General features: G+C 71.3%; 18 protein-coding genes and 1 riboswitch. Of the genes, 3 read left to right on the top strand and 15 right to left on the bottom strand.

The genetic code is table 11. From position 1 onward, the window contains the following. Nucleotides 1-85: 85 nt before the first annotated feature. The 4 genes from EIW28_RS23000 to EIW28_RS25515 all read right to left on the bottom strand — a co-directional run bounded on the left by EIW28_RS23000 (nucleotide 86) and on the right by EIW28_RS25515 (nucleotide 1,341). Nucleotides 86-442 (bottom strand): hypothetical protein, encoded by a 357-nt coding sequence (locus EIW28_RS23000; protein WP_125250058.1) that lies wholly within the window; start codon nucleotides 440-442, stop codon nucleotides 86-88. Nucleotides 443-454: 12 nt separating this feature from the next. Beyond that, the gene (locus EIW28_RS22995) at nucleotides 455-637 is read right to left on the bottom strand and encodes a hypothetical protein (protein ID WP_125250057.1); all 183 of its coding nucleotides are present in this window, start codon (nucleotides 635-637) and stop codon (nucleotides 455-457) included. A 92-nt stretch (nucleotides 638-729) separates the two neighbouring features. After that, nucleotides 730-939, bottom strand: coding sequence for a heavy-metal-associated domain-containing protein (locus tag EIW28_RS22990; protein ID WP_125250056.1), 210 nt, complete (start codon nucleotides 937-939; stop codon nucleotides 730-732). 51 nt (nucleotides 940-990) lie between these two features. Then, nucleotides 991-1,341 (bottom strand): metal-sensitive transcriptional regulator, encoded by a 351-nt coding sequence (locus EIW28_RS25515; RefSeq protein ID WP_125250055.1) that lies wholly within the window; start codon nucleotides 1,339-1,341, stop codon nucleotides 991-993. 206 nt (nucleotides 1,342-1,547) lie between these two features. Then, a riboswitch (cyclic di-AMP (ydaO/yuaA leader) is annotated at nucleotides 1,548-1,702 on the top strand. A 36-nt stretch (nucleotides 1,703-1,738) separates the two neighbouring features. Between EIW28_RS25515 and EIW28_RS22980 the strand changes: the two genes are divergently transcribed. Further along, a complete protein-coding gene (locus EIW28_RS22980; RefSeq protein ID WP_125250054.1) occupies nucleotides 1,739-2,647 on the top strand; it encodes a C40 family peptidase in 909 nt (302 codons plus the stop codon). Nucleotides 2,648-2,846: 199 nt separating this feature from the next. Here EIW28_RS22980 and EIW28_RS22975 read toward each other — a convergent pair whose 3' ends face one another. The 10 genes from EIW28_RS22975 to EIW28_RS22930 form a co-directional block, all read right to left on the bottom strand. Further along, on the bottom strand, nucleotides 2,847-4,463 hold the full coding sequence (locus EIW28_RS22975) for a beta-N-acetylhexosaminidase (protein WP_125250053.1): 1,617 nt from the start codon (nucleotides 4,461-4,463) through the stop codon (nucleotides 2,847-2,849). Between the two features lie 220 nt (nucleotides 4,464-4,683). Then, nucleotides 4,684-6,009, bottom strand: coding sequence for a cell division protein DivIVA (locus EIW28_RS22970; RefSeq protein WP_125250052.1), 1,326 nt, complete (start codon nucleotides 6,007-6,009; stop codon nucleotides 4,684-4,686). A 148-nt stretch (nucleotides 6,010-6,157) separates the two neighbouring features. Next, the gene (locus EIW28_RS22965) at nucleotides 6,158-7,177 is read right to left on the bottom strand and encodes a hemolysin family protein (protein WP_125250051.1); all 1,020 of its coding nucleotides are present in this window, start codon (nucleotides 7,175-7,177) and stop codon (nucleotides 6,158-6,160) included. After that, nucleotides 7,174-8,553: a hemolysin family protein gene (locus tag EIW28_RS22960; protein ID WP_125250050.1), complete on the bottom strand. Its 1,380-nt coding sequence runs from the start codon at nucleotides 8,551-8,553 to the stop codon at nucleotides 7,174-7,176. Before EIW28_RS22960 ends, EIW28_RS22965 begins: the two co-directional genes overlap by 4 nt. Before the next feature lie 124 nt (nucleotides 8,554-8,677). Further along, complete coding sequence (locus EIW28_RS22955) at nucleotides 8,678-9,118, bottom strand: heat shock protein transcriptional repressor HspR (protein ID WP_125250078.1); 441 nt, start codon at nucleotides 9,116-9,118, stop codon at nucleotides 8,678-8,680. A 41-nt stretch (nucleotides 9,119-9,159) separates the two neighbouring features. Next, nucleotides 9,160-9,420, bottom strand: a complete 261-nt coding sequence (locus EIW28_RS22950; RefSeq protein ID WP_125250049.1) for a hypothetical protein — start codon at nucleotides 9,418-9,420, stop codon at nucleotides 9,160-9,162. 74 nt (nucleotides 9,421-9,494) lie between these two features. Then, nucleotides 9,495-10,619 carry a molecular chaperone DnaJ gene (dnaJ, locus tag EIW28_RS22945; RefSeq protein ID WP_125250048.1) on the bottom strand — a complete coding sequence of 375 codons (1,125 nt, stop codon included), beginning with the start codon at nucleotides 10,617-10,619 and terminating at the stop codon, nucleotides 9,495-9,497. A gap of 93 nt (nucleotides 10,620-10,712) precedes the next feature. After that, a complete protein-coding gene (gene grpE, locus EIW28_RS22940) occupies nucleotides 10,713-11,513 on the bottom strand; it encodes a nucleotide exchange factor GrpE (RefSeq protein WP_125250047.1) in 801 nt (266 codons plus the stop codon). Next, nucleotides 11,513-13,354 (bottom strand): molecular chaperone DnaK, encoded by a 1,842-nt coding sequence (dnaK, locus tag EIW28_RS22935; protein WP_125250046.1) that lies wholly within the window; start codon nucleotides 13,352-13,354, stop codon nucleotides 11,513-11,515. Before dnaK ends, grpE begins: the two co-directional genes overlap by 1 nt. A 216-nt stretch (nucleotides 13,355-13,570) precedes the next feature. Continuing rightward, entirely contained in the window at nucleotides 13,571-13,990 is a 420-nt protein-coding gene (locus EIW28_RS22930) for a hypothetical protein (RefSeq protein WP_125250045.1), read from the bottom strand. Between the two features lie 484 nt (nucleotides 13,991-14,474). On the opposite strand from EIW28_RS22930, the gene EIW28_RS22925 reads away from it, so the two are divergent. After that, nucleotides 14,475-15,011: a DUF1349 domain-containing protein gene (locus tag EIW28_RS22925; RefSeq protein WP_125250044.1), complete on the top strand. Its 537-nt coding sequence runs from the start codon at nucleotides 14,475-14,477 to the stop codon at nucleotides 15,009-15,011. A 225-nt stretch (nucleotides 15,012-15,236) separates the two neighbouring features. Here EIW28_RS22925 and EIW28_RS22920 read toward each other — a convergent pair whose 3' ends face one another. Further along, on the bottom strand, nucleotides 15,237-17,849 hold the full coding sequence (locus EIW28_RS22920; protein WP_125250043.1) for a glycoside hydrolase family 48 protein: 2,613 nt from the start codon (nucleotides 17,847-17,849) through the stop codon (nucleotides 15,237-15,239). Between the two features lie 521 nt (nucleotides 17,850-18,370). Here EIW28_RS22920 and EIW28_RS22915 point away from each other — a divergent pair. Beyond that, a complete protein-coding gene (locus EIW28_RS22915) occupies nucleotides 18,371-19,714 on the top strand; it encodes an ABC transporter substrate-binding protein (protein ID WP_125250042.1) in 1,344 nt (447 codons plus the stop codon). Nucleotide 19,715 lies beyond the last annotated feature (1 nt).

Here is a 19,715-nt window from a genome sequence, read left to right as displayed (position 1 = left end):
CCGCGCCCCTTCCGGGGGCGCACGACGGGCCCGGACCAGGGGGAGCCTCCCTCCCCTGGGTCCGGGCCCTTCGCGTCGGCCCGGTTCAGGATTCGATGAGCTCGCGCAGGAGGCCGATGGGCTCCTTGAGGTCGGCGTACTCCTCGAGTTCGGTGACGCGGTGCTGGAGCTGCTCGATGCCGAAGGCGACGATGGCGACGCGGTCCTCGACGGGGGATTCGAGGAGGTCGATGGCGCGGTCCATGAGGCGGAGGGCGTCGTCGAGGGTCTGGAGGTCCTCGGCGTTCTGGTGGCGCGCGAGGACGTCGTCGGGGCGGTGGGCCTTCGCGAGGCGGTCCCAGTTGGCGCGGCGTTCCTCGTGGAAGCGGGCGATGCCGGCGCGGAGGAGGATGGAGCGCGCGATGAGTTCGATGCGCTCGTGGGGCGGGAATGCGTCTGCCATCGCAATGCCGCCTCAGGACCAGTGCGGGGGGCGTTCGGCCAGGAGGTCGAGGTCGCGGGGGGAGAGTTCGCGCCGGGAGCGGCGCGGGGCGGGGGTCTCGCCCCAGCCGCGGTCGGTGTCGTCGGAGGTCTGGTCCGGGAGCACCGAGAAGTCCTCGTCGAGCTCGACGGAACGGTCGTCATCGGAGACTGCCATGCATCGACTGTACGTCAGGGGGTCGCGGCGGCCGCAACGGCGAGGCCCTGAACACCCGGTGAACGGGTGTCCAGGGCCTCCACAAGGCTGCGTTACGCGACGCCGACGAGCTCGTAGCCGGCCTCGTCGACCGCGGCGCGGACCTGGTCCTCGGTGAGGGCGGTCTCGCTCTTGACGGTGACCTTGCCGGTGTCGAGGGCGACGTCGACGTGCTCGACGCCCGGGAGGGCGGCGATCTCCTGCGTGACGCTGCCGGCGCAGTGGCCGCAGGTCATGCCCTTGACGACGTACACGGTTTCCATTTCGGCTTCTCCTTGTCGAGGCGGGCGGGCCGGGTGCCGGCCCGGCGGTGCTCAGGTCCTGAGCAGGCGGGCCACCGCGTCCGAGGCTTCCTTCACCTTGGCTTCGGCGGCGGTCGGGTCACCGGAGGTCTGCGCCTCGGCGACGCAGTGGGCCAGGTGGCCTTCGAGGAGGTTGAGCGCGACGGCCTGGAGGCCCTTGGTGGAGGCGGAGATCTGGGTCAGGATGTCGATGCAGTACTGGTCGTCCTCGACCATCCGCTGGATGCCGCGGATCTGGCCCTCGATGCGCTTGAGGCGGCGCGTGAGCGCGGCCTTGTCGCCGTGGTACCAGTAGTGGTCGTGACCGTCGCCGCCGTCAGGGCTCGGCGCGTGCGAGCCGTGCGGGGTCTCTTCGCTAGCCATGTCGCTTCCCTCCAGTCGTCAGTGTATACCCCTGCGGGGTATGTCGGCAACTGCTCGTCAGCCCGGAGCAGCGGCCCGTAGTATTCCGTGCCATTGTGCGAGAAATTCTCCCCCTGCCCTTGTCACCGTTGAGAACGCCCTCTAACGTGAAGCCGTCGCGTCGGAAACTTGCGATACACCCCGTATCCACCGCGCGACACCGTCGAGTCGGTGAAGCGCCCCAGCTTCGCTGAGCCGGGGAACCAGCAGTCGGCCGCTCAAGCAAGGCCGGCGGGGTGAATCGCGCGGTGCGCGCGTAGGGCGATCCTTCCTTCCGCCCGAACCCGACAGCTAACCCGGTAGGCGGCCAAAGGAAGGAGCGCATCCCTTGGTGCGTACCCGGCGTATCGCGGCGGCAGTGGCCGCCGCAGCACTGCTGCCCGTGACGGCGGCCGTGCTCACCTCCTCGCAGGCGTCCGCGCAGACGAGCGAGGAGATCCAGGCCGAGATCGACGCGCAGCACTCCGAGCTCGAGAAGGTCATCGAGGACTACAACGCCAAGCGCGAGGAGCTCGAGGACGCCAACGAGCTCATCGCCGACATCGAGGCGCAGCTGCCCGCGCTCGAGGCAGCGAGCCTGGAGGCGCAGGACCGGATGAGCCAGATCGCCACCACCGCCTACGCGGGCGGGGACTTCGCGATGGTGAACTCCGTCCTCGCCGGCGACCCCAGCGACTTCGCCGACCGGCTCATGTACCTCTCGAACCTGAGCGACGCCGACAACGCGGCCCTCGAGGACTCCCTCGCCCAGATCGAGGAGCTCGAGACGCGCCGCGCCGAGCTCGAGGCCCTCCAGGCCAGCGCCGACGACATCCTCGCGGAGATCGAGGCGCAGCAGGAGGAGATCGAGGACGAGATCGACGCGCTGGAGGCGGAGTACGACGACGCGGTCCAGGAGGAGTACCAGGAGGAGTGGGGCGACTACACCGGCGACTCGGCGGTCGTGGCGTTCGCGTACGACCAGCTGGGCGACGACTACGTGTACGGCGCCTCCGGCCCCGATGAGTGGGACTGCTCGGGCCTGACGCAGGGCGCGTGGGGCGCGGCCGGGGTGTCCCTGTCGCACAACACGGAGATGCAGTGGAACGAGACGGCGCGGATCTCCCGCGACGAGCTCCAGCCCGGCGACCTCGTGTTCTACAACGGACTCAGCCACGTCGCGATCTACATCGGCAACGGCGAGATCATCCACGCCCCGAACTCGACCACGGTCGTCAAGATCGCGGACATCGACGTCATGGGGATCGACGGGTACGGCCGGCCGTAGCGTTCGCGCCGCAGGTTGCTCCCCCGGCCTCCGGCCGGGGCGCAGACTCCCCGGCGGCGGCGCGGGCGCTCCCATTGCTGACCCTGCTGCTGACCCCGCAATAGCCCCACCGCCGCCGGGGACCGCTCCATCGTAAAGAAGCCCTTGCGATCCGCTCACGCGGGCCGCAAGGGCTGCTCGCTTTCCCGGAGGGCCGGGGTCACTCGGGGCGGTGCTCCTCGAACGTCCAGTCGTAGCGGGCGCGGCGGCCGGTGCCGCCGCGCTGCCAGCGCTCGGGCCCGGTCAGGGGCCGGTAGTCGATGCCCATGGCGTGCAGGCGCTCGAGGTGGTCTTCGAGGCGCTCGGCGACCGGGTTCGCCCGGCGCACGTCGAGGTCCGTCCAGCCGACCTCGGCGAGGACGGAGAGGCGCGGGAACGCGGCGTACTCGACGTCGCGCGGGGTCGGGAGGTACTCCGACCAGAGCTGGCACTGGATGCCGAGGACCCGGTCGGCGTCGACGCCGGGCGGGACGGGGTCCCAGCCGGCGACCTTGTCGACGGTGGTGAGGCCGTGGATGCGCAGGGGCTCTTCGGGATCGTCGCTCTCGTAGTGGTCGTAGTAGGCGTACGGCTCGGGGGAGGCGACGACCAGGTGGCCGGCGGCGACGGCCTTCTTGACGTAGGCCTCGCTGCGCCAGACGTGGACGACGGCCTCGGCGGGGGCGCCGCCGTCGAGGATCTCGTCCCAGCCGATGACGCGCTTGCCCATGGCGGTGAGGCGGTCGCAGAACGCCTTGGTGAACCAGGCCTGGACGCCGCGCACGTCCTCCATGCCCTCGCGCTCCATGAGTTCGCGGGCGACGGGGGAGGACTCCCACTGGGTCATCGGGACCTCGTCGCCGCCGATGTGGACGAAGGGGCCGTCGAAGACCTCGGCGACGGCGGTGTACGCCTCGAGCGCGAAGTCGAGGGCCTCGGGGGTGGGTTCGAGGACCTCCTCGAACACGCCGAAGGTGGGGGAGACCGGCTTGTGCTGGCCCGCGCCGAGTTCGGGGTAGGCGGCGAGGACGGCGCGGGCGTGCCCGGGCAGGTTGACCTCGGGGACGATCATGATGTGGCGCTCGCGCGCGTAGGAGGCGATCTCGCGCAGGTCGGAGACGGAGAAGATGCCGCCGTGCGGGGTGGGCTCGTAGCCGGCGGCCTCGTCGCGGGCGTGGCCGATCTTGGTCTCGGCTCGCCAGGACGCGATCTCGGCGAGCCGGGGCCGGGACGGGACGTCGAAGCGCCAGCCCTGGTCGTCGGTCAGGTGCAGGTGGACGACGTTGAGCCGGTGGAGCCAGGCCCGGTCGATCATCTTGAGCACGAAGTCCTTGGGCTGGAAGTGCCGCACGACGTCGAGCATGACGCCGCGCCAGCGCAGGCGCGGCTCGTCGGCGATCGAGACGAGCGGGACGACCGGGGCGGCGGCGGGGGCCTCGCGGAGGGCGTCGGCGGGGAGGAGCTGGCGGAGGGTGGCGATGCCGCGGGAGATGCCGGCGGGGTGGGCGGCGGCGAGGTCGACGCCGTCGGGGGTGACCTCGAGGCGGTAGGCCTCGGCGGCGGTGGTCAGGTCGGCGGGGCGGTCGCCGTCGAGGCGCAGGCGCAGGACCCGGCCCTGCGACGGGGGCGCGACGGCCAGGCGCAGACCGGTGCCCCGGTTGAGGAGGTCGGACAGGAGCCAGGCGAGGGGGTGCAGCTCGGGGTCGGCGGCGATGGCGTCGAGGGTGCTCAGGTCGAGGTCGCCGGCGGCGGCCGTGAGCTGCTGCGGCTGAGGGATCAGCGAGATGCGGCGCTGCATAGTGCGGGGGCTCCTGTGGTCGTGGTGCAGTTGTCCGGATCGGGCGCCGCCGGAGGGGGGCCGCGCCGAGCGGAACCGGTTCGACGGGCCCCGGCCCCGGGCTGGGGCGGCGCTCCCACCGAATTAGTTCAGTTTATTTATAATATAGGGCCGCGCCGCGGTCGGCCAGTGCGGAGCGCGGATTGCTCGGCACGGCGACCGCGGCGCGCGGCGGGGCTTGCTAGTGGACCTTCGGCAGGTGCTGGGTCGCGTCCAGGTCCTCGGGCGACTCGCGCTGCCGGTTGATCGGCAGCGGCGCCGACTCGGACGCGAACACGCCGGCGGACGGCGAGTCGTAGCCCGAACCGGTCGACGGCGAGTCGAACGCGCTCGACAGCGACGAGGACACCGTCTTCTCCTCCTCGCCCGAGACCAGGCCCAGCTGGCGGCGCAGGTCGGTGAGGTTCGAGCCGGCGCTGTCGCGCTGGCGCTCCAAGGCCGCGACCTCCTCGGCGAGGGGCTGGACGCGCTCGGCGGCCCGCTCCTCGGCGCTGCGCCGCAACCGCGCCGCCTCCGTGTCGGACTCGGCCCGGATCGACTTGGCCTGCTCGGCGGCCCGCTGCACGGCGTCCTTCGCCTGCTGGTCGGCCTCCTCGCGGCGCTCGATCGCGCGGTTCTCGGCCGCGCGGGCCCGCTCCTCGGCGAGCGCGAGCCGGTCCTCGGCCTCCGAGACGATCCGCTGCGCGGTCGCGATGGCCTGCTGGTGCCGGTCGGCCTCCTCCTTCTGGGCCCGCTCGCGCCGGTCGGCCTCGGCGAGCGTGAGCTCCTGCGTCTTCTTCTTGCGGAACTCGGCGGCCTCCGACAGGAGCTGGTGGGCGGCACTGCGCTGCTGGTCGGCCTCGCGGGCGGCGAGGGCCTTGAGCTCGGTCATCTCGCGCTCGGCGGTGGCCCGCATGACCGCGATCTCCCGCTCGGCCTGCGAGCGGGTCTTCTCGGCGGCGGCGCGGGACTGGCTCTGCGCGATCTGGGCCTCGCGGTGGGCGTCGGCGACGGCGAGGTCGTGGTTGCGGCGGGCGTTCTCGCGCAGCTCGGTCGTCTCGTTGACCGCGCGGGCGCGGATCTCGGTGACGTCCTGGTCGGTGGTCGCGGTGATCTCGGCGGCCTCGGCGTGCGCGGTGCGCATCATCGCGTCCGCTTCGCTGCGGGCCTCCTGGAGCATGGCCGCGGCCTGGCGCTTCGCGTCCGCCTTCTGGACGCCCGCGTCCTGCTCGGCCGCCCGCAGGATCTTCTCGACGCGCGCGCCGAGCCCGGCGAGGGTCGGCTGCTCGGCCTCGGCGATCTGGGTGGCGCGCTCGGACACGCGCCGCTCCAGGGCGCCGATGCGCTCCTCGGCCCGGCGCAGCTGCTGCTCCGCGGCCTCCAGCGCCCGCGCGGCCTCGTCGCGGTGCTGCTCGTGGGTCTTGATGTTCTGATACAGCCGGGAGGTGAACTCGTCGACCTGGTGGCGGTCGTAGCCGCGCATGGAGACGGCGAATTCGGGCCCGGTTTCCTCGAAGAATTTCGACATGGTCTTCCAGAGTCACAGGAAACGGTTGATGAATCATGATCACGCCTGAAGGGCCCGAAACCCGCGACGGACACGCCCAGTGCGCGTGTCGCGCCGAAAACGTCCAGAGGGGCCCCGACGCAGCCGAGGGCCCCTCTGGTCTCCGCTCTTACGCGGTCTTGTCGGTCTCGTCGTAGAAGTCGCCCATGATCTCCTCGAGCAGGTCCTCCATCGCGACCAGGCCCGTGACCTCGCGGTCGGCGCCGGTGACGAGGGCGAGCTGGGACCGCTGGCGGCGCATGAGCGTGACGGCGCCGGCGACCGTGGTGTCGGCGGCGACCAGGAGCGGGGCGGCCGCGAGGTCGGCGACCGCGGCGTCCGGCTCGGCCTGCACGGCCTCGCGGACGTGCACGAGGCCCACGGGGCGCTCGTCGGCGTCGACGACGACCAGGCGGGAGCGGCCGGTGGCGCGGCTGCGCTCCTCGGCGGCGACGGCGGTCGCGGCCGCCGGGATGGTGACGACGTCGGCCCAGGGGATCTGGACCTCGCCGACGCCGCGGCGCTGCACCTCGATCGCGTGGGCGAGCATCTGGTGCTCCTCCTCGCCGAGGACGCCCGCGGCGGCCGAGGACCGCAGCAGGTAGCGCAGCTCCTCCGGGGAGTGCGCCTGCGCCTTCTCGTCCGCGGGCTCCACCTTGAACAGCCGCAGCATCGCGTTCGCGCCGTGGTTGAGGCCCAAGAGGATCGGCTTCGTCAGCCACACGTACCCGGTGAACGGCCAGATGAGCGCCATCGCGGAGGCCTCGGGGTGCGTGATCGCCCACGACTTCGGCATCATCTCGCCGACGACCATGTGCAGGAACACGACGACGGCGAGCGCGATCGCGAACGCGATCGGGTGCGCCGCGGCCTCCAGGCCGAGGTGCTCGAGCGGGACCTCGATGGCGTGCGCGAGGGCCGGTTCGGCGAGCGCGCCGAGGCCGACGGTGCACGCGGTGATGCCCAGCTGGGCGCCCGCGAGCATGAGCGAGAGGTTCCTGGTGCCGCGCAGGGCGGCCCGGGCGGCCGCGGAGCCGTCCTGTTCGAGCCGGTGCTGGCGGGAGGCGACGAGCGCGAACTCGGCGGCCACGAAGAACGCGTTGGCGGCCAGGAGGATCGCCGAGATCAGCAGCGCGGAGCCGGTGCTCACGACTCCTCCTGGGGGACCGGCCGCAGCTCGATCGCTTGCGGCACATGGCGGGCGGAGGAGACGACGACGAGCTTGACGCTGCGTGGGACCGGGTCGGCCTCGCCGTCGCCGTCCTCGTCGTAGAACTCCCCGGCCGCCGACGTGGCCACCTCGACGGTGTCCCCGGCGTGGGCGACGCGGCCGAGCTCGGCCATGACGAGTCCGGCGATCGTCTCGTAGTGCTCGCCTTCGGGCAGCTGGATGCCGGTGGCGTCGGCGACCTCGTCGACGCGCCAGCGCCCCGGGATGAGCCAGCCGCCGCCAGCGAGGGCGACGGGCACGGCCTCGAAGCGGTCCTGCTCGTCGCGGATCTCGCCCACGAGCTCCTCGGCGAGGTCCTCGAGGGTGACGATGCCGGCGAAGCCGCCGAACTCGTCCACGACGCAGGCGAGCTGGCGGTGCCGGCCGCGCATCTGGTCGAGGAGCTGCGGGAGCGGGAGGGACGCGGGCACGAGCATGGCGGGGTCGGCGATCTCGGCGACGGTGACCGCGGCGCGGTCCTCGCGGGGGACGGCGATGATCTGGCCGATGCCGACGACGCCGCGGAGGTCGTCGATGTCGTCGCCGACGACGGGGAAGCGGGAGTGGCCGTCGGCGAGCGCGGCGACCGCGTCGGCGACGGTCGCGTCCGCGGGGAGGGTCTGGACGCCGACGCGCGGAGTCATGGCCTGCTCGGCGACGGTGTCGGAGAAGTCGAGGCCGCGGTCGAGGAGGACCGACAGCTCCTCGTCGAGGGCGCCCTCGTCGCGGGAGACGTCGATGATGCGGTGCAGGTCCTCGGCGGTCGCGTTGTGCTCGAGCTCCTCGACCGGCTGGATGCCGAGCAGGTTGAGGAACTTCGTGGAGGCGGCGTCGAAGAAGCGGATGATGGGCCCGCACACGGTGAGGTAGGTGCTGGTGGGGGCCGCGAGCGCGAGCGCGAGGGCCTCGGTGCGGGCGATCGCGAGGTTCTTGGGGCCGAGCTCGCCGAGGATCATCTGCACGACGTTCGCGATGACGAACGCGACGACGGTGCCGGCGGTGACGGACACGGCGGCGGGGATGCCGGCGACGCCGAGGAGCTGCGCGAGGCCCTCACCGAGGTAGGGCTCGGCGAAGAAGCCGACGAACAGGGCGGTGACGGTGATGCCGAGCTGCGCGCCGGAGAGGGCGAAGGAGAGGCGGGCGCAGATCTTCAGGGCCCGGCGGGCGCGGGCGGCGCGCCGGGCGTCGGGCCCGGCCGCGAGTTCCTCCAGTTTGGACCGGTCGACGGCGGTGTACGCGAACTCGAGCGCCACGAAGAAGCCCGTGGCGGCGGTGACTGCCAGGATGATCGCCAGTCCGATCGCTATGAGCACCGCTCACGCCCCCTGGGAGGCTCCGCTGCGCGGAGGCCGCCGCCGCGGGGGCGGGGACTTCGATGCCGTCGTCGTTTGCGTCGCATGGGCCGATCTTAACGGGACGTCTCGGGCGGGCAAGCGCTCATCCTTGTTCGCCCCGCCACAGGACGATGTCGGTGGAGCGGCCGAACGGGCCGGTCATCGCGCGCAGTTCGGCGAGCTGGCGGCGGGCCCGCTGGAGCTCCTCGACGACCGCCTGCGCCTCGGCGCGGATCGCCTGCACTTCGCGTTCGAGGTCCATGATCCGCTTGATCCCGGCGAGGTTGACGCCCTCGTCCTGGCTCAGGCGCTGGATCTCGCGCAGGCGGGAGACGTCGCGCGCGGAGTAGCGGCGGCCGCCGCCGGGCGTGCGGGCGGCCTCGACGAGGCCGAGCCGGTCGTACTGGCGCAGCGTCTGCGGGTGCATGCCGGCGAGTTCGGCGGCGGCGGAGATCGCGAGGATCTTGGCGTCGAAGTCGATGTCGTCGTCGATCCCCCGCTGGCGGTAGGAGATCTCGACGCGCACCTGGTGGTGCGCGGCCATGTCTGCGGGCCGGTCGGGCGGACCGGTGCGGTCCGAGGCGGTCACGGTTCCCTCCCTGGATCGGTGTCGCCGGTGCGCCCGCGCGGGGCGCCTTGCTTCGATGCACTGTCGTGCAACGCGCCGTCCCAGAGGACCTTGCGCCACAGGGCGGCGCGGGCGCGGGTGCGCATCGCGGACGCGGCCGCGGCGATCGCGGGCCGGCGGCCCGGCGGGCGGGTCGGCCCGCCCGCGTTCGCGCCCGTGCGGTCGCGGGGCGCGGCCGGGTCGGCGTCGGCGCGGCTCGGCAGCGCTCGTGCGGTCATGTCGGCTCCTCCAGGTGCGGTCGCGTCAGCGCGCCGCGCCCGCGGCGCGGCGGCGTGCTGCTCCTGGTGCAACGTCATTGGCCGGTCAGCTCTTCCAGTTTCGCGCGGTCGGCCGCGGGAGCGGCGGCCGCGTACTTCTCCAGGGCCTCGCGGGCCTCGGGCGACAGCGCCTTCGGGACGTCGACGTCGACGGTCACGAGCAGGTCGCCCTTGCCGGGGACGCCGCGGCCCTTGACGCGCAGCACGCGCCCGGTCGGGGTCCCCTCCGGGACCCTCAGGGTCACCGGCCCGTCGAGGGTCGGGACCTTCACCTTGGCGCCCATGGCGGCCTCGGGGAACGACACCGGCAGGCGCAGGGTCACGTTGTCGCCGTCGCGGGCGAACAGCGGATGCGAGCGCACGGTCACCCGGACCAGGAGGTCCCCGGCCGGCCCGCCGCGCTCGCCCGGCGCGCCGCGCCCCGCGAGCCGGATGGTCTGGCCGTCGGCGATCCCCGCCGGCACGCGCACGGTGATGACGCGGTCCTTCGTGGTGGCCCCGGTGCCGCCGCAGTCGGGGCACGGGTCGGTGACGACGGTGCCGGTGCCCTCGCACTCGGGGCACGGCTGCGCGAAGCTGAACGCGCCCTGGTTCTCGGTGACGAGCCCCCGGCCGCTGCACTTCGGGCACGTGGACGGCGCGGTGCCGGGCCGGGCGCCCGAGCCGTGGCAGGTCTCGCACTCCCCCGGGGCGCGCATCCGCAGCTCCGTGGTGGAGCCCTTCACCGCGTCGGCGAAGTCGAGGGTGACGTTGGTGCGCAGGTCGTTCCCGCGCGCGGCACCGCCGCGGCGCCGCTGGCCCGCGCCGCCGCCGAACAGGCCCCCGAACAGGTCGGAGAACGACCCGGACGAGGCGCCGCCGCCGCCGAACAGGTCCTCGAGGTTGATCCCGCCCGCGGCGTGCGCGCCGCCGAAGCCGCCCCGGCCCGACTTCATCAGCTGGATCTGGTCGTACTCGCGGCGCGACTTGTCGTCGTGGAGCACCGAGTACGCCTCGGAGATGCCCTTGAACCTCTCCTCCGCGTCGGCAGCCGGGTTGTGGTCCGGGTGCCACTCGCGGGCGAGCTTCCGGTACGCCTTCTCGATGTCCTTCTTGGAGGCGTCCTGCGGCACGCCGAGCACGGCGTAGAAGTCCTTCTCGAGCCACTCCTGCGATGCCACCGGACGCCTCCTCCGTTCAGTCCCGGCGGGGACCGGGTCCCCGCCCTCGTCGCCGGCCCGCCTCCGCGATCGGAGGCGGACCGGACGGTGCTCCTACTTTTTCTTCTTCTTGCCCTTGGGTTCCTCGGCGTCCTCCGACGCCTCCGGCTCCCCGGCCTCGTCGCCGGTCCCGGCCTCCTCGGCCTCGACCGTGCCCTCCACGACCGTGTCCGCCTCGTCGCCCTCGACCGGCTCGGTCTCGGCGGGCGCCTCAGCGTCGCCGGCCGCCTCGGCCTCGGCGGCCTCGACGTCCTCCGGCTCGGGCTGCGGCTCCTGGAGCGGCTCCGCGTCCTCGGACGGCTCCGCGACCGCGACCAGGGCCGGGCGCAGCAGCTTCTCGCCGAGGCGGTAGCCCGAGCGCATCACGTCGATGCAGGTCGGACCGTCCACGTCGGGCATCTGCATGTGCGCGACCGCTTCGTGGATCTGCGGGTCGAACGGGTCGCCCTTCACCCCGAAGGACTCCAGGCCCTGCTTCGCGAGCGCGTTGACGAGCTGGTCGGCGACGGACGCGAAGGGGCCGTTCAGGTCCCCGTGGTCCCGGGCCCGGTCGAGGTCGTCGAGCACCGGCAGGAGGCTCTGGAGCACCCCGGCCGTCGCGAGCTCGCCCGCGCGGGCCTTGTCGCGCTCGACGCGCTTGCGGTAGTTCTGGAACTCCGCGGTGACCCGCTGGAGGTCCCGGGTGCGCTCCTCCAGGGTCGACTGGAGGACCGCGACCGCGTCGTCGGCGGCCTGGCCGTCGTCGGAGGCGGCGGCCAGGATGTCGTCGACCGTCAGCTCGGCCTCGTCCGAGGCGCCCTCGTCGGGCTGTTCGGGCGGCTGCGCGTCGTCGGCGTCCTTCTTCTCCTCGGCCACTACTTCTGGTCCTTGTCGTCGTCGACGATCTCGGCGTCGACCACGTCGTCGGCGCCCGCGGCGCCGGCCGACTGCTGCGGGCCGGCGGCGGCCTGCTGGTCGGCCTGCGCGGCCGCGTACATGGCCTGCCCGGCCTCCTGGCTGACCTTCGACAGCTCCTCGGTGGCGCGCTTGATCGCCTCGATGTCGGAGCCGCCGAGGGCGCCCTTGAGCGACCCGGTGGCGTCGTTGATCTTGCCCTTGAGGTCCTCGGGGATCTTGTCGCCGGACTCGGCCAGGAGCTTCTCGGTCTGGTAGACCAGGGACTCGCCCATGTTGCGGGCCTCGGCCTCCTCCTTGCGCTGGCGGTCCTCCTCGGCGTGCTCTTGCGCCTCGGACATCATCCGCTCGATGTCGTCCTTGGCGAGGCTGGAGCCGCCCGAGATCGTCATCGACTGGGCCTTGCCCGTGGCCGAGTCCTTCGCGGACACGTTCACGATGCCGTTGGCGTCGATGTCGAAGGTGACCTCGATCTGCGGGACCCCGCGCGGGGCCGGCGGGAGGCCGGTGAGCTCGAAGGTGCCGAGCTTCTTGTTGTACGCCGCGATCTCGCGCTCGCCCTGGAAGACCTGGATGAGCACCGACGGCTGGTTGTCGTCGGCGGTCGTGAAGACCTCCGAGCGCTTGGTCGGGATCGTGGTGTTGCGCTCAATGAGCTTGGTGAAGATGCCGCCCTTGGTCTCGATGCCCAGCGACAGCGGGGTGACGTCGAGGAGCAGCACGTCCTTGACCTCGCCCTTGAGGACGCCGGCCTGGAGGGTCGCGCCGATCGCGACGACCTCGTCCGGGTTCACGCCCTTGTGCGCGTCGCGGCCGATGAGGCGCTTGACCAGGTCGGACACGGCCGGCATGCGGGTGGAGCCGCCGACGAGGATGACGTGGTCGATCTCGGAGACGTTGATCCCGGCGTCCTTCACGGCCTGCTCGAACGGCTTCTTGCAGCGGTCGAGGAGGTCGGAGGTCATCTGCTCGAACTCGGCGCGCGAGAGCGACACGTCGAGGTGCAGCGGGCCGTCGGGGCCGGCGGTGATGTACGGCAGGTTGATCGAGGTCTGGGTCGCGGACGACAGCTCGATCTTGGCCTTCTCGGCGGCCTCCTTGAGGCGCTGCATGGCCATCTTGTCCTTGGACAGGTCCACGCCGTACTGGCCGTTGAAGGTCTTCACCAGGTGCTGGATGACCCGGTCGTCCCAGTCGTCGCCGCCGAGGTGGTTGTCGCCGGAGGTGGCCTTCACCTGGATGACGCCGTCGGCGATCTCCAGCAGCGAGACGTCGAAGGTGCCGCCGCCGAGGTCGAAGACGAGGATGGTCTGCTCCTCCTCGCCCTTGTCCAGGCCGTAGGAGAGCGCGGCCGAGGTCGGCTCGTTGATGATGCGCAGGACGTTCAGCCCCGCGATCTCGCCGGCCTCCTTGGTGGCGGTGCGCTGGGCGTCGGAGAAGTACGCCGGGACGGTGATGACCGCGTCGGTGACGTTCTCGCCCAGGTACGCCTCGGCGTCGCGCTTGAGCTTCATGAGGATCCGCGCGGAGATCTCCTGCGCGGTGTAGGACTTGCCGTCGATGTCCACGGCCCAGTCGGTGCCGATGTGGCGCTTGACCGAGCGGATGGTGCGGTCGGGGTTGGTGACCGCCTGGCGCTTGGCCACCTCGCCGACCAGGACTTCGCCGTTCTTGGCGAAGGCGACGATGGACGGGGTGGTCCTGGCCCCCTCGGCGTTGGTGATGACCGTGGCTTCCCCGCCTTCGAGGACGCTGACCACGGAGTTCGTCGTGCCGAGGTCGATGCCGACCGCACGTGCCATGTTGATCTCCTGACGTAGTCGAACAGATGCCCCCGCCTGCCGGGGACTTGTCTCTGTCTCAAGCGGCCGGGCGGGAACCCCGAACCAAGTTGAGCCGGATAGACTCAATGTTCATCAGGGCGGCCGGGACTGTCAAGGCGATCACAGGTATTGTGACGAAATACACTAAAGTTGAGTCGGGTCGACTCAACTTCGGGGCGGGCGGGACCGGCGGGGCTAGCGGGTGGGGGCGGGCGCGCCGCCGGCGGCCTCGCAGCACTCGGTGAGCAGGTCGTCCGCGATCTTCCAGGTGTCGCAGGGCCACGCCTGCTTGCAGGAGGCGCAGTCGATGCCGAGCAGCTGCTCGGGCAGGTGGTCGCGCCACATCACGGCGGCGAGGTTCCACCCGGTGATCTCGGTGATCCCGGCCGGCGCCTCCAGCGGCGGCGGCTCCTCCAGGGAGAAGAGCTTCGAGGGCTGCTCGCGGCGGGCCCGACGGGAGCGGGCGGGGATCGGGACGACCATGGAGCCCTGGGCGGGTTCGGCGGTGTGGCGCGAGCGGCGAGGCGGAGCGGTGCGGTCCTGCCGCGGCAGGCCGCGCCCCTCGGGCGCTTCCGACTGCTGCGTTCCCGGCCTCGCTGAATGCTGCATGCTCACGCTATCTCCTCATTCGCCTTCGCTTCCGTGCCTGCGTACTCCTCTATCCGGATTAACGGTCGAGTAGCCCGAGAGGACACGGGTATGAGCCCTCGGCAGCCTAGTCCGCCCCGTCGCCGCTTGACCGGAGGCGAACTCGCATTCGCGCGCGAATCACATGGAACGGGAATGCCGCTCCCATTCGGGAGGCGGCATTGGCGCATCGGTAGTAGCCTGGACCGGTCGCCTTCAAACCCCGGGACGGAAGGGACGGCGCGCCATTCACGCGCAATGAGTCCGCTTGCGGGACAATCGATCCGAAACAAGACTCCAGTGAATATGCCAACGCTGTCCAAGCGGCGTAACGCAAACCGCTTTCGCCGCATGCAAATGGGCGTTGAGCTGGTATTTCGGCCTTGTAACCGAGTCTAACGAGGGATTAACTTTGGGTTACCGCGACCGTTATGTCTAGAAACGACCTTTTCGCGTGTGGCATCATGGAACCATGCAGTCTCCTTCAGAAGAAGTACAATGGACGGTTGACGGTGGAGTGATCAGTCCCTACTTCGAGAACAAGACCACCCTCGTCCGCAGCGCCGGGAGCGAGCCCCAGCGCGACCACGTCTACATCTACGGCCTCGAGCTCAAGGGCGACGGCGAGATCGCGCTGCGCCTGCGGCCCGAGCACCGGCACCAGCACGCCGAGGCGTCCCTGGCCATCCGCGTCGACGAGTCCAACTGGGTCCGCACCGGCGCGGAGTACCTCGGCGGCCAGCACCTCATCAGCACCGTCACCACCCGCGGCCGCACCGACTGGTCGCTGTTCCCCGTCGACACCGAGTCCGACGAGATCTGGCTGCGGCTCATCAGGTCCGGCGACACCGTCACCGTCTCCCACGCCGACGACGGCGTCGACTACACCACCATCGCCTCCACGTACCTGCCCGGCGGCGTCCCCGCCATGGCCGGGATCGCCAGCACCCGCCCGGTCGCCGAGACCTTCTGGGACGCCGGCATGGACCTCGACATCGACGTCGAGTGAAGCCCTTGCGGCGCAACGCTTCAGCGGTCCAGCAGAGGGGTGCTGGACGCCGCTGAGCATAGAGGTCGGGCCCGGTGGGCCGGAACTTCCGGGCGGGCCGGACCTGTGTGCTCAGCGCTGCGGCACGAGAACCGCGGCGGCGCAGCCGAACACGGCGCAATCGAACACGGCGCAGCCGAACGCGGCCGGTCACATCGGCGACCGGCCGCGCCGTTCATCGGGCTCCTACTCGAAGAGCGCGGCGTACGTCTGGAACGCCGTCGCGACCTCGACCTGGTGCCAGTAGCGGTGGTAGTTGAACTCCGGCGCGGGGCCGGTGCAGCCCCCGTCGATGTACGCCTGGACCTGGTCCCAGCCCTCGAACTCGGTCATGAACGACCGGGTCTCGATGAAGGTGACGCCGTTCTCGAGCACGTCGCCGTTCGGCATGGTGCCGGTCCAGCCCGGCGGGATGTAGACCTCGTCGCCGAAGCGGCAGTAGTCCGCCCGGGCCTCGGTCTGCGTCACGCCGACGCCGTCGTTCGCGGCCCACAGGGAGTCCAGCAGGTTCGCCGCGGCCGTCTGCGAGGCCGTGCTGCCGGTCGCCGCCGCGTGGTACGACAGGATCTTCGCGAAGGCGCCGGCCACACCCGGGTCCTTCGACATGTTGATCACCGAGGCGGACAGGCCCGCCCCCGGCTCGCCGTTCCACTCCAGGTCGCCCGGGAGGCTGTAGTCGGTCGCGCTGATCTCCGACTCCGACAGGGCCCACGCCACCCACTCGTTGAGCAGGTTGCAGGCGCGCGGGTCGTCGGTCTCCATGCAGTACTGCGCGACGCGGTCCATGCCCCAGACCTGGAAGCCGAACCAGCGGTTCGACGGCGGGTCGTGCCACACGGGCTGCTCGTCGTAGTACAGGCCCTCGAACTCGGCGTTCGTGGTCGGGGTGCCGTAGTGGCCGCCCCAGTTGTTCGTCGCGCCGCCCGCGATGGCGCCGGCGCCCGGGGAGCCCTGCGGCACCTGGAGCCACTCGAGGAACTCGAGCTGCTGGTCGAGGCTGGCGGCCCAGTCGTCGTCGGCGGTCGGCGAGTTCGGCTGGAGGCCGCCCTCGGAGAGCGCGTACGCGGCCATGACGTTCTGGTAGCCCTGGTGGACGCCCGAGCCGCCGATGCGGAACGACCAGTCGCCGTTCATGCCCGCGCCCCAGGAGTAGTACCAGGAGAGCAGGTAGTGGAACGAGTTCTTGCCGCTGCCGTCGGGGCAGTTGTTGATCCCGATGCAGTCGCCGGCGATCTGCTTGAAGTACTTGTCCGCGAACGAGTACCGCAGGAAGTCGCCCATCTTCGAGGCGTTGTCGAGCGACCCGGAGATCGCGGTCGACTGCCCCTGCTCCTGCGCCCACTGCTGGGCCATCCACGCGACCTGGACGGCGCGCGCGTCGGCGTCCGGGGCGGCGGTGTACCGCTGCTGGCGCGAGTACTGCGAGTCGCCCACGAACAGGTCCAGGTAGCCGTTCGGGCCGCCGAAGTCGAACGTCTCGCACGAGGGGTGCGCGACGGTCTCCCACGTCGACTCGGCCGAGCCGCGCTGGAACGTGTTCATGTACGCGGGCTCGGTGGTCCCGTCGCCGCACTCGCCGAAGCCGTAGGCGTTGTCCACGTCCAGGATCCAGTGCATGCCGTAGATCTGGTTGGAGCCGTAGGTGTTCCGCAGCTCCTGGCCCAGCGGGTCCGTCCCGACCGAGGCGTTGAAGTCGAGCTGGGTCGGGTAGTCGGTGACGTCACCCGACTCCGGCGCGTACGAGGCCGGGGAGGACGGGTTGTACGAGGTCGGGTTCAGGTCCGGGATCGCGTACTGCTCCGTGATGTCCCACGCCTCGTTGTAGCCCGACCAGTCGCCGGTGACCTGGCCGTAGGCCGCCTCCAGCCACTGGAGGTAGCTCAGGGCCTCGGAGGTCGTCTCGTGGCCGTAGTCCGGCGCCTCCACGATGAGCTCCTCCACCGAGTGGTAGGGGACGCCCGTCTCGTGCAGGTACGGGGAGTCGGCGCCGGTGAGCTGGTCGTACATCGCGAGGAAGCGCTCCTCGTTCTCCGTGACCTCGCCCAGGTCGGCGACGGTGACCGTCACCTGGAGCGACGCGTAGCCGGGCGAGGCGACCGTGAACACGGCCGACTCGCCGGCCTCGGCGCCGGCGGCGGCGCTGAACGTGACCGGCTTCGGGTTCGTGTCGCCGGCCGCGAACGACAGCGAGCCGCCCGAGGCGACCGAGATGTCGGTCGAGCCGGAGGTGCGGGTCGTGGTCACCGTGGCGGCGGCCGAGGTCGCGGCCGAGAAGCCGACCTCGATCGAGGAGGTCGCGCCGGCGTCGACGACGACGTTCGCGCGGTCGACCTCGAGCTCGGGCTCGACCGGCTCCTCGCCGTCGCAGGACTCGCCGTTGACGGTGATGCCGGTGGGCGCGGTCGAGGGGCCGGCGCCGATGAAGCCGAAGACCTCGCGGCTCTGGTTGGCCGCGATATTGCCGTTCCAGCCGACGTCGGAGCCGGTGAAGGTGGTGCCGCTCTGGCTCCATCCCACGTTCCACGCGCTCTGGACGGTGGTGCCGGCCGGGAAGTCCCATTCGATGTCCCAGCCGTTGAGCCCGGCCGTGCCCGCGGTGAGCACGACGTTGGCCTGGAAGCCCGAGCCCCAGCTGGAGACGACGTTGTACTGGACGCCGCCGCAGTACTGGGCGGCGAAGGCCGGCGGCGCGGCCACCGCGGCGAACGTGCCGACGAGCGCGAGCGGCAGCGTGACCGCGGCCGTCCGGCGCCATCGACGGCCCCGCCGGCGCGGCGGGGCCAGATTGTCGGAATCCATGTTGGCTACTCCTGAACGTGGGTGGTATGTCCGTTTTCATGGGAGCGCTCATGCCGGGTTCACGGCCAGTGAATCGCACGAGTGGAACGAAACGGACCGAGATGCGGAAGCGCTCCCAGGCCATGCTCCCAAGCAGCCGCCCTCAATGTCAATACATTGACATCTCTAAATTTCTCCTCAGACGAGGCAAACCGTTGCCATTTGCCAGGTGTTTTCCCTGCTAATTGAGGTGGTATTCCGGTTTCATAGTTACGGATTCGCGATCCTCGATCCGCACCTCAAGATCACGAGGGCAACGAAGTCGTAACGACCCTCACACCCGGGCTTGCGTCATGGAACACGCTCCCGTACGATCCTGGTATCGCTCCCAAGGGCGATCGCCTCGGCGGTTTCAGTCCGCGGGCCGCCGCGCACTCATGGCGGCCCGCACCACCACCGCTCAGGGCACCAACCGGAATCGAGTCCCTCAACCCCTCTGAAACACATGGCGCCGCCGAGGCGCCTGGAAGGAACCCGCAAAGATGCATCTCCTCAATCGACAGCACGGCCGGATCGCCCTCGCGGCGACCGCCGCGGGCGCGCTGGCGCTCACCGCAGCCGCGTGCGGCGGCAGCGGCGCCGACGACGACGGCCTCACCGAGGACGGCAAGATCGAGCTCGTCGTCTCCCTGTTCGGCACCTTCGGGTACACCGAGGCCGGGCTGGAGGCCGAGTACGAGGCCCTCCACGACGACATCGACGTGGTCATCGAAGGCGACGGCGTCAACTGGGACGCCGAGTACCGGCCCACCCTGGAGACCGCGCTCGAGACCGGCTCCGGCGCCGGCGACGTGGTCGGGATCGAGGAGCAGGGCGTCGTCCAGCTCTTCTCGAACTCCGAGCACTGGTACGACCTCGGCAAGGACTACTCCGACCGGGCGAGCGACTACGTCGACTGGAAGTGGGCCCTCGGCCAGAGCCCCGACGGCACGCAGGTCGGCTTCGGCACCGACGTCGGCGGCATGGGCATGTGCTACCGCAAGGACCTCTTCGAGGCCGCGGGCCTGCCGACCGACCGCGAGGAGCTCGCCGCCGCGTGGTCCACCTGGGACGGCTTCAAGGCCCTCGCCCAGCAGTACGTGGACGCCGACACCGGCGTCGCCTTCCTCGACGGCCCGACCCAGCTCCAGAACATGCTGCTGGGCCAGCTCGCCGGCCAGGGCGACGGCCAGATGTACGTCGACGCCGACGGCAACCTGACCCTCGACTCCCCGGCGGTGCAGGAGTCGGTCGGCACCATCCTCGAACTCCACGAGATGGGCGCGATCGGCAACTTCGTCTCCTGGAGCGAGGAGTGGATCGCGGCCCAGGCCGAGGGCGGCTTCGCCGTCATGCCGTGCCCGGGCTGGATGCCCAGCGGCGTCATCGAGCCGAACTCCGGCCCGGACAACGCCGGCAAGTGGGACATGGCCGCGGCGCCGGGCGTCGGCGGCAACTGGGGCGGCTCGTGGCTGGCGGTCCCCGCCCAGTCGCAGCACCCCGAGGAGGCCGCCGAGCTGGCCGCGTGGCTGAGCGCCCCCGAGCAGCAGGTCAAGGTCTTCGAGGCCGTCGGCAACTTCCCGTCCTCCCCTGCGGCGCAGGCGGACCCGAAGGTCGCCGACTCCACCAACGCGTACTTCAGCGACGCCCCGACCGGCCAGATCCTGGCCGCCTCGGTGCAGAACTTCCCGCCGCTGACCTACTCGTACTACCACCCGCCGGTCAAGGGCGCGGTCGAGACCGTCCTGAACGGCGTCGTCGACGGCACGTTCGCCCCTGAGGACGCCTTCACCGAGATCCAGTCGGCCGCCGAAGAGGCGATCGAACTCGCCGGCAGCGGCCTCTAAC

The sequence above is a fragment of the Glycomyces terrestris genome (assembly GCF_003933745.1).
Taxonomy (GTDB): domain Bacteria; phylum Actinomycetota; class Actinomycetes; order Mycobacteriales; family Micromonosporaceae; genus Glycomyces; species Glycomyces terrestris.
Note: the sequence above shows the minus strand (reverse complement) of the source record. Positions and strands in the feature narration are given on the sequence as shown.

Excerpts from the sequence above, each read along its gene's own strand:
- EIW28_RS23000 (WP_125250058.1), bottom strand. The coding sequence starts at position 442 with ATGGCAGACGCATTCCCGCCCCACGAGCGCATCGAACTCATCGCGCGC.
- EIW28_RS22995 (WP_125250057.1), bottom strand. The coding sequence starts at position 637 with ATGGCAGTCTCCGATGACGACCGTTCCGTCGAGCTCGACGAGGACTTC.
- EIW28_RS22990 (WP_125250056.1), bottom strand. The coding sequence starts at position 939 with ATGGAAACCGTGTACGTCGTCAAGGGCATGACCTGCGGCCACTGCGCC.
- EIW28_RS25515 (WP_125250055.1), bottom strand. The coding sequence starts at position 1,341 with ATGGCTAGCGAAGAGACCCCGCACGGCTCGCACGCGCCGAGCCCTGAC.
- EIW28_RS22975 (WP_125250053.1), bottom strand. The coding sequence starts at position 4,463 with ATGCAGCGCCGCATCTCGCTGATCCCTCAGCCGCAGCAGCTCACGGCC.
- EIW28_RS22970 (WP_125250052.1), bottom strand. The coding sequence starts at position 6,009 with ATGTCGAAATTCTTCGAGGAAACCGGGCCCGAATTCGCCGTCTCCATG.
- EIW28_RS22955 (WP_125250078.1), bottom strand. The coding sequence starts at position 9,118 with ATGGCCGCGCACCACCAGGTGCGCGTCGAGATCTCCTACCGCCAGCGG.
- EIW28_RS22950 (WP_125250049.1), bottom strand. The coding sequence starts at position 9,420 with ATGACCGCACGAGCGCTGCCGAGCCGCGCCGACGCCGACCCGGCCGCG.
- dnaK (WP_125250046.1), bottom strand. The coding sequence starts at position 13,354 with ATGGCACGTGCGGTCGGCATCGACCTCGGCACGACGAACTCCGTGGTC.
- EIW28_RS22925 (WP_125250044.1), top strand. The coding sequence starts at position 14,475 with ATGCAGTCTCCTTCAGAAGAAGTACAATGGACGGTTGACGGTGGAGTG.
- EIW28_RS22920 (WP_125250043.1), bottom strand. The coding sequence starts at position 17,849 with ATGGATTCCGACAATCTGGCCCCGCCGCGCCGGCGGGGCCGTCGATGG.
- EIW28_RS22915 (WP_125250042.1), top strand. The coding sequence starts at position 18,371 with ATGCATCTCCTCAATCGACAGCACGGCCGGATCGCCCTCGCGGCGACC.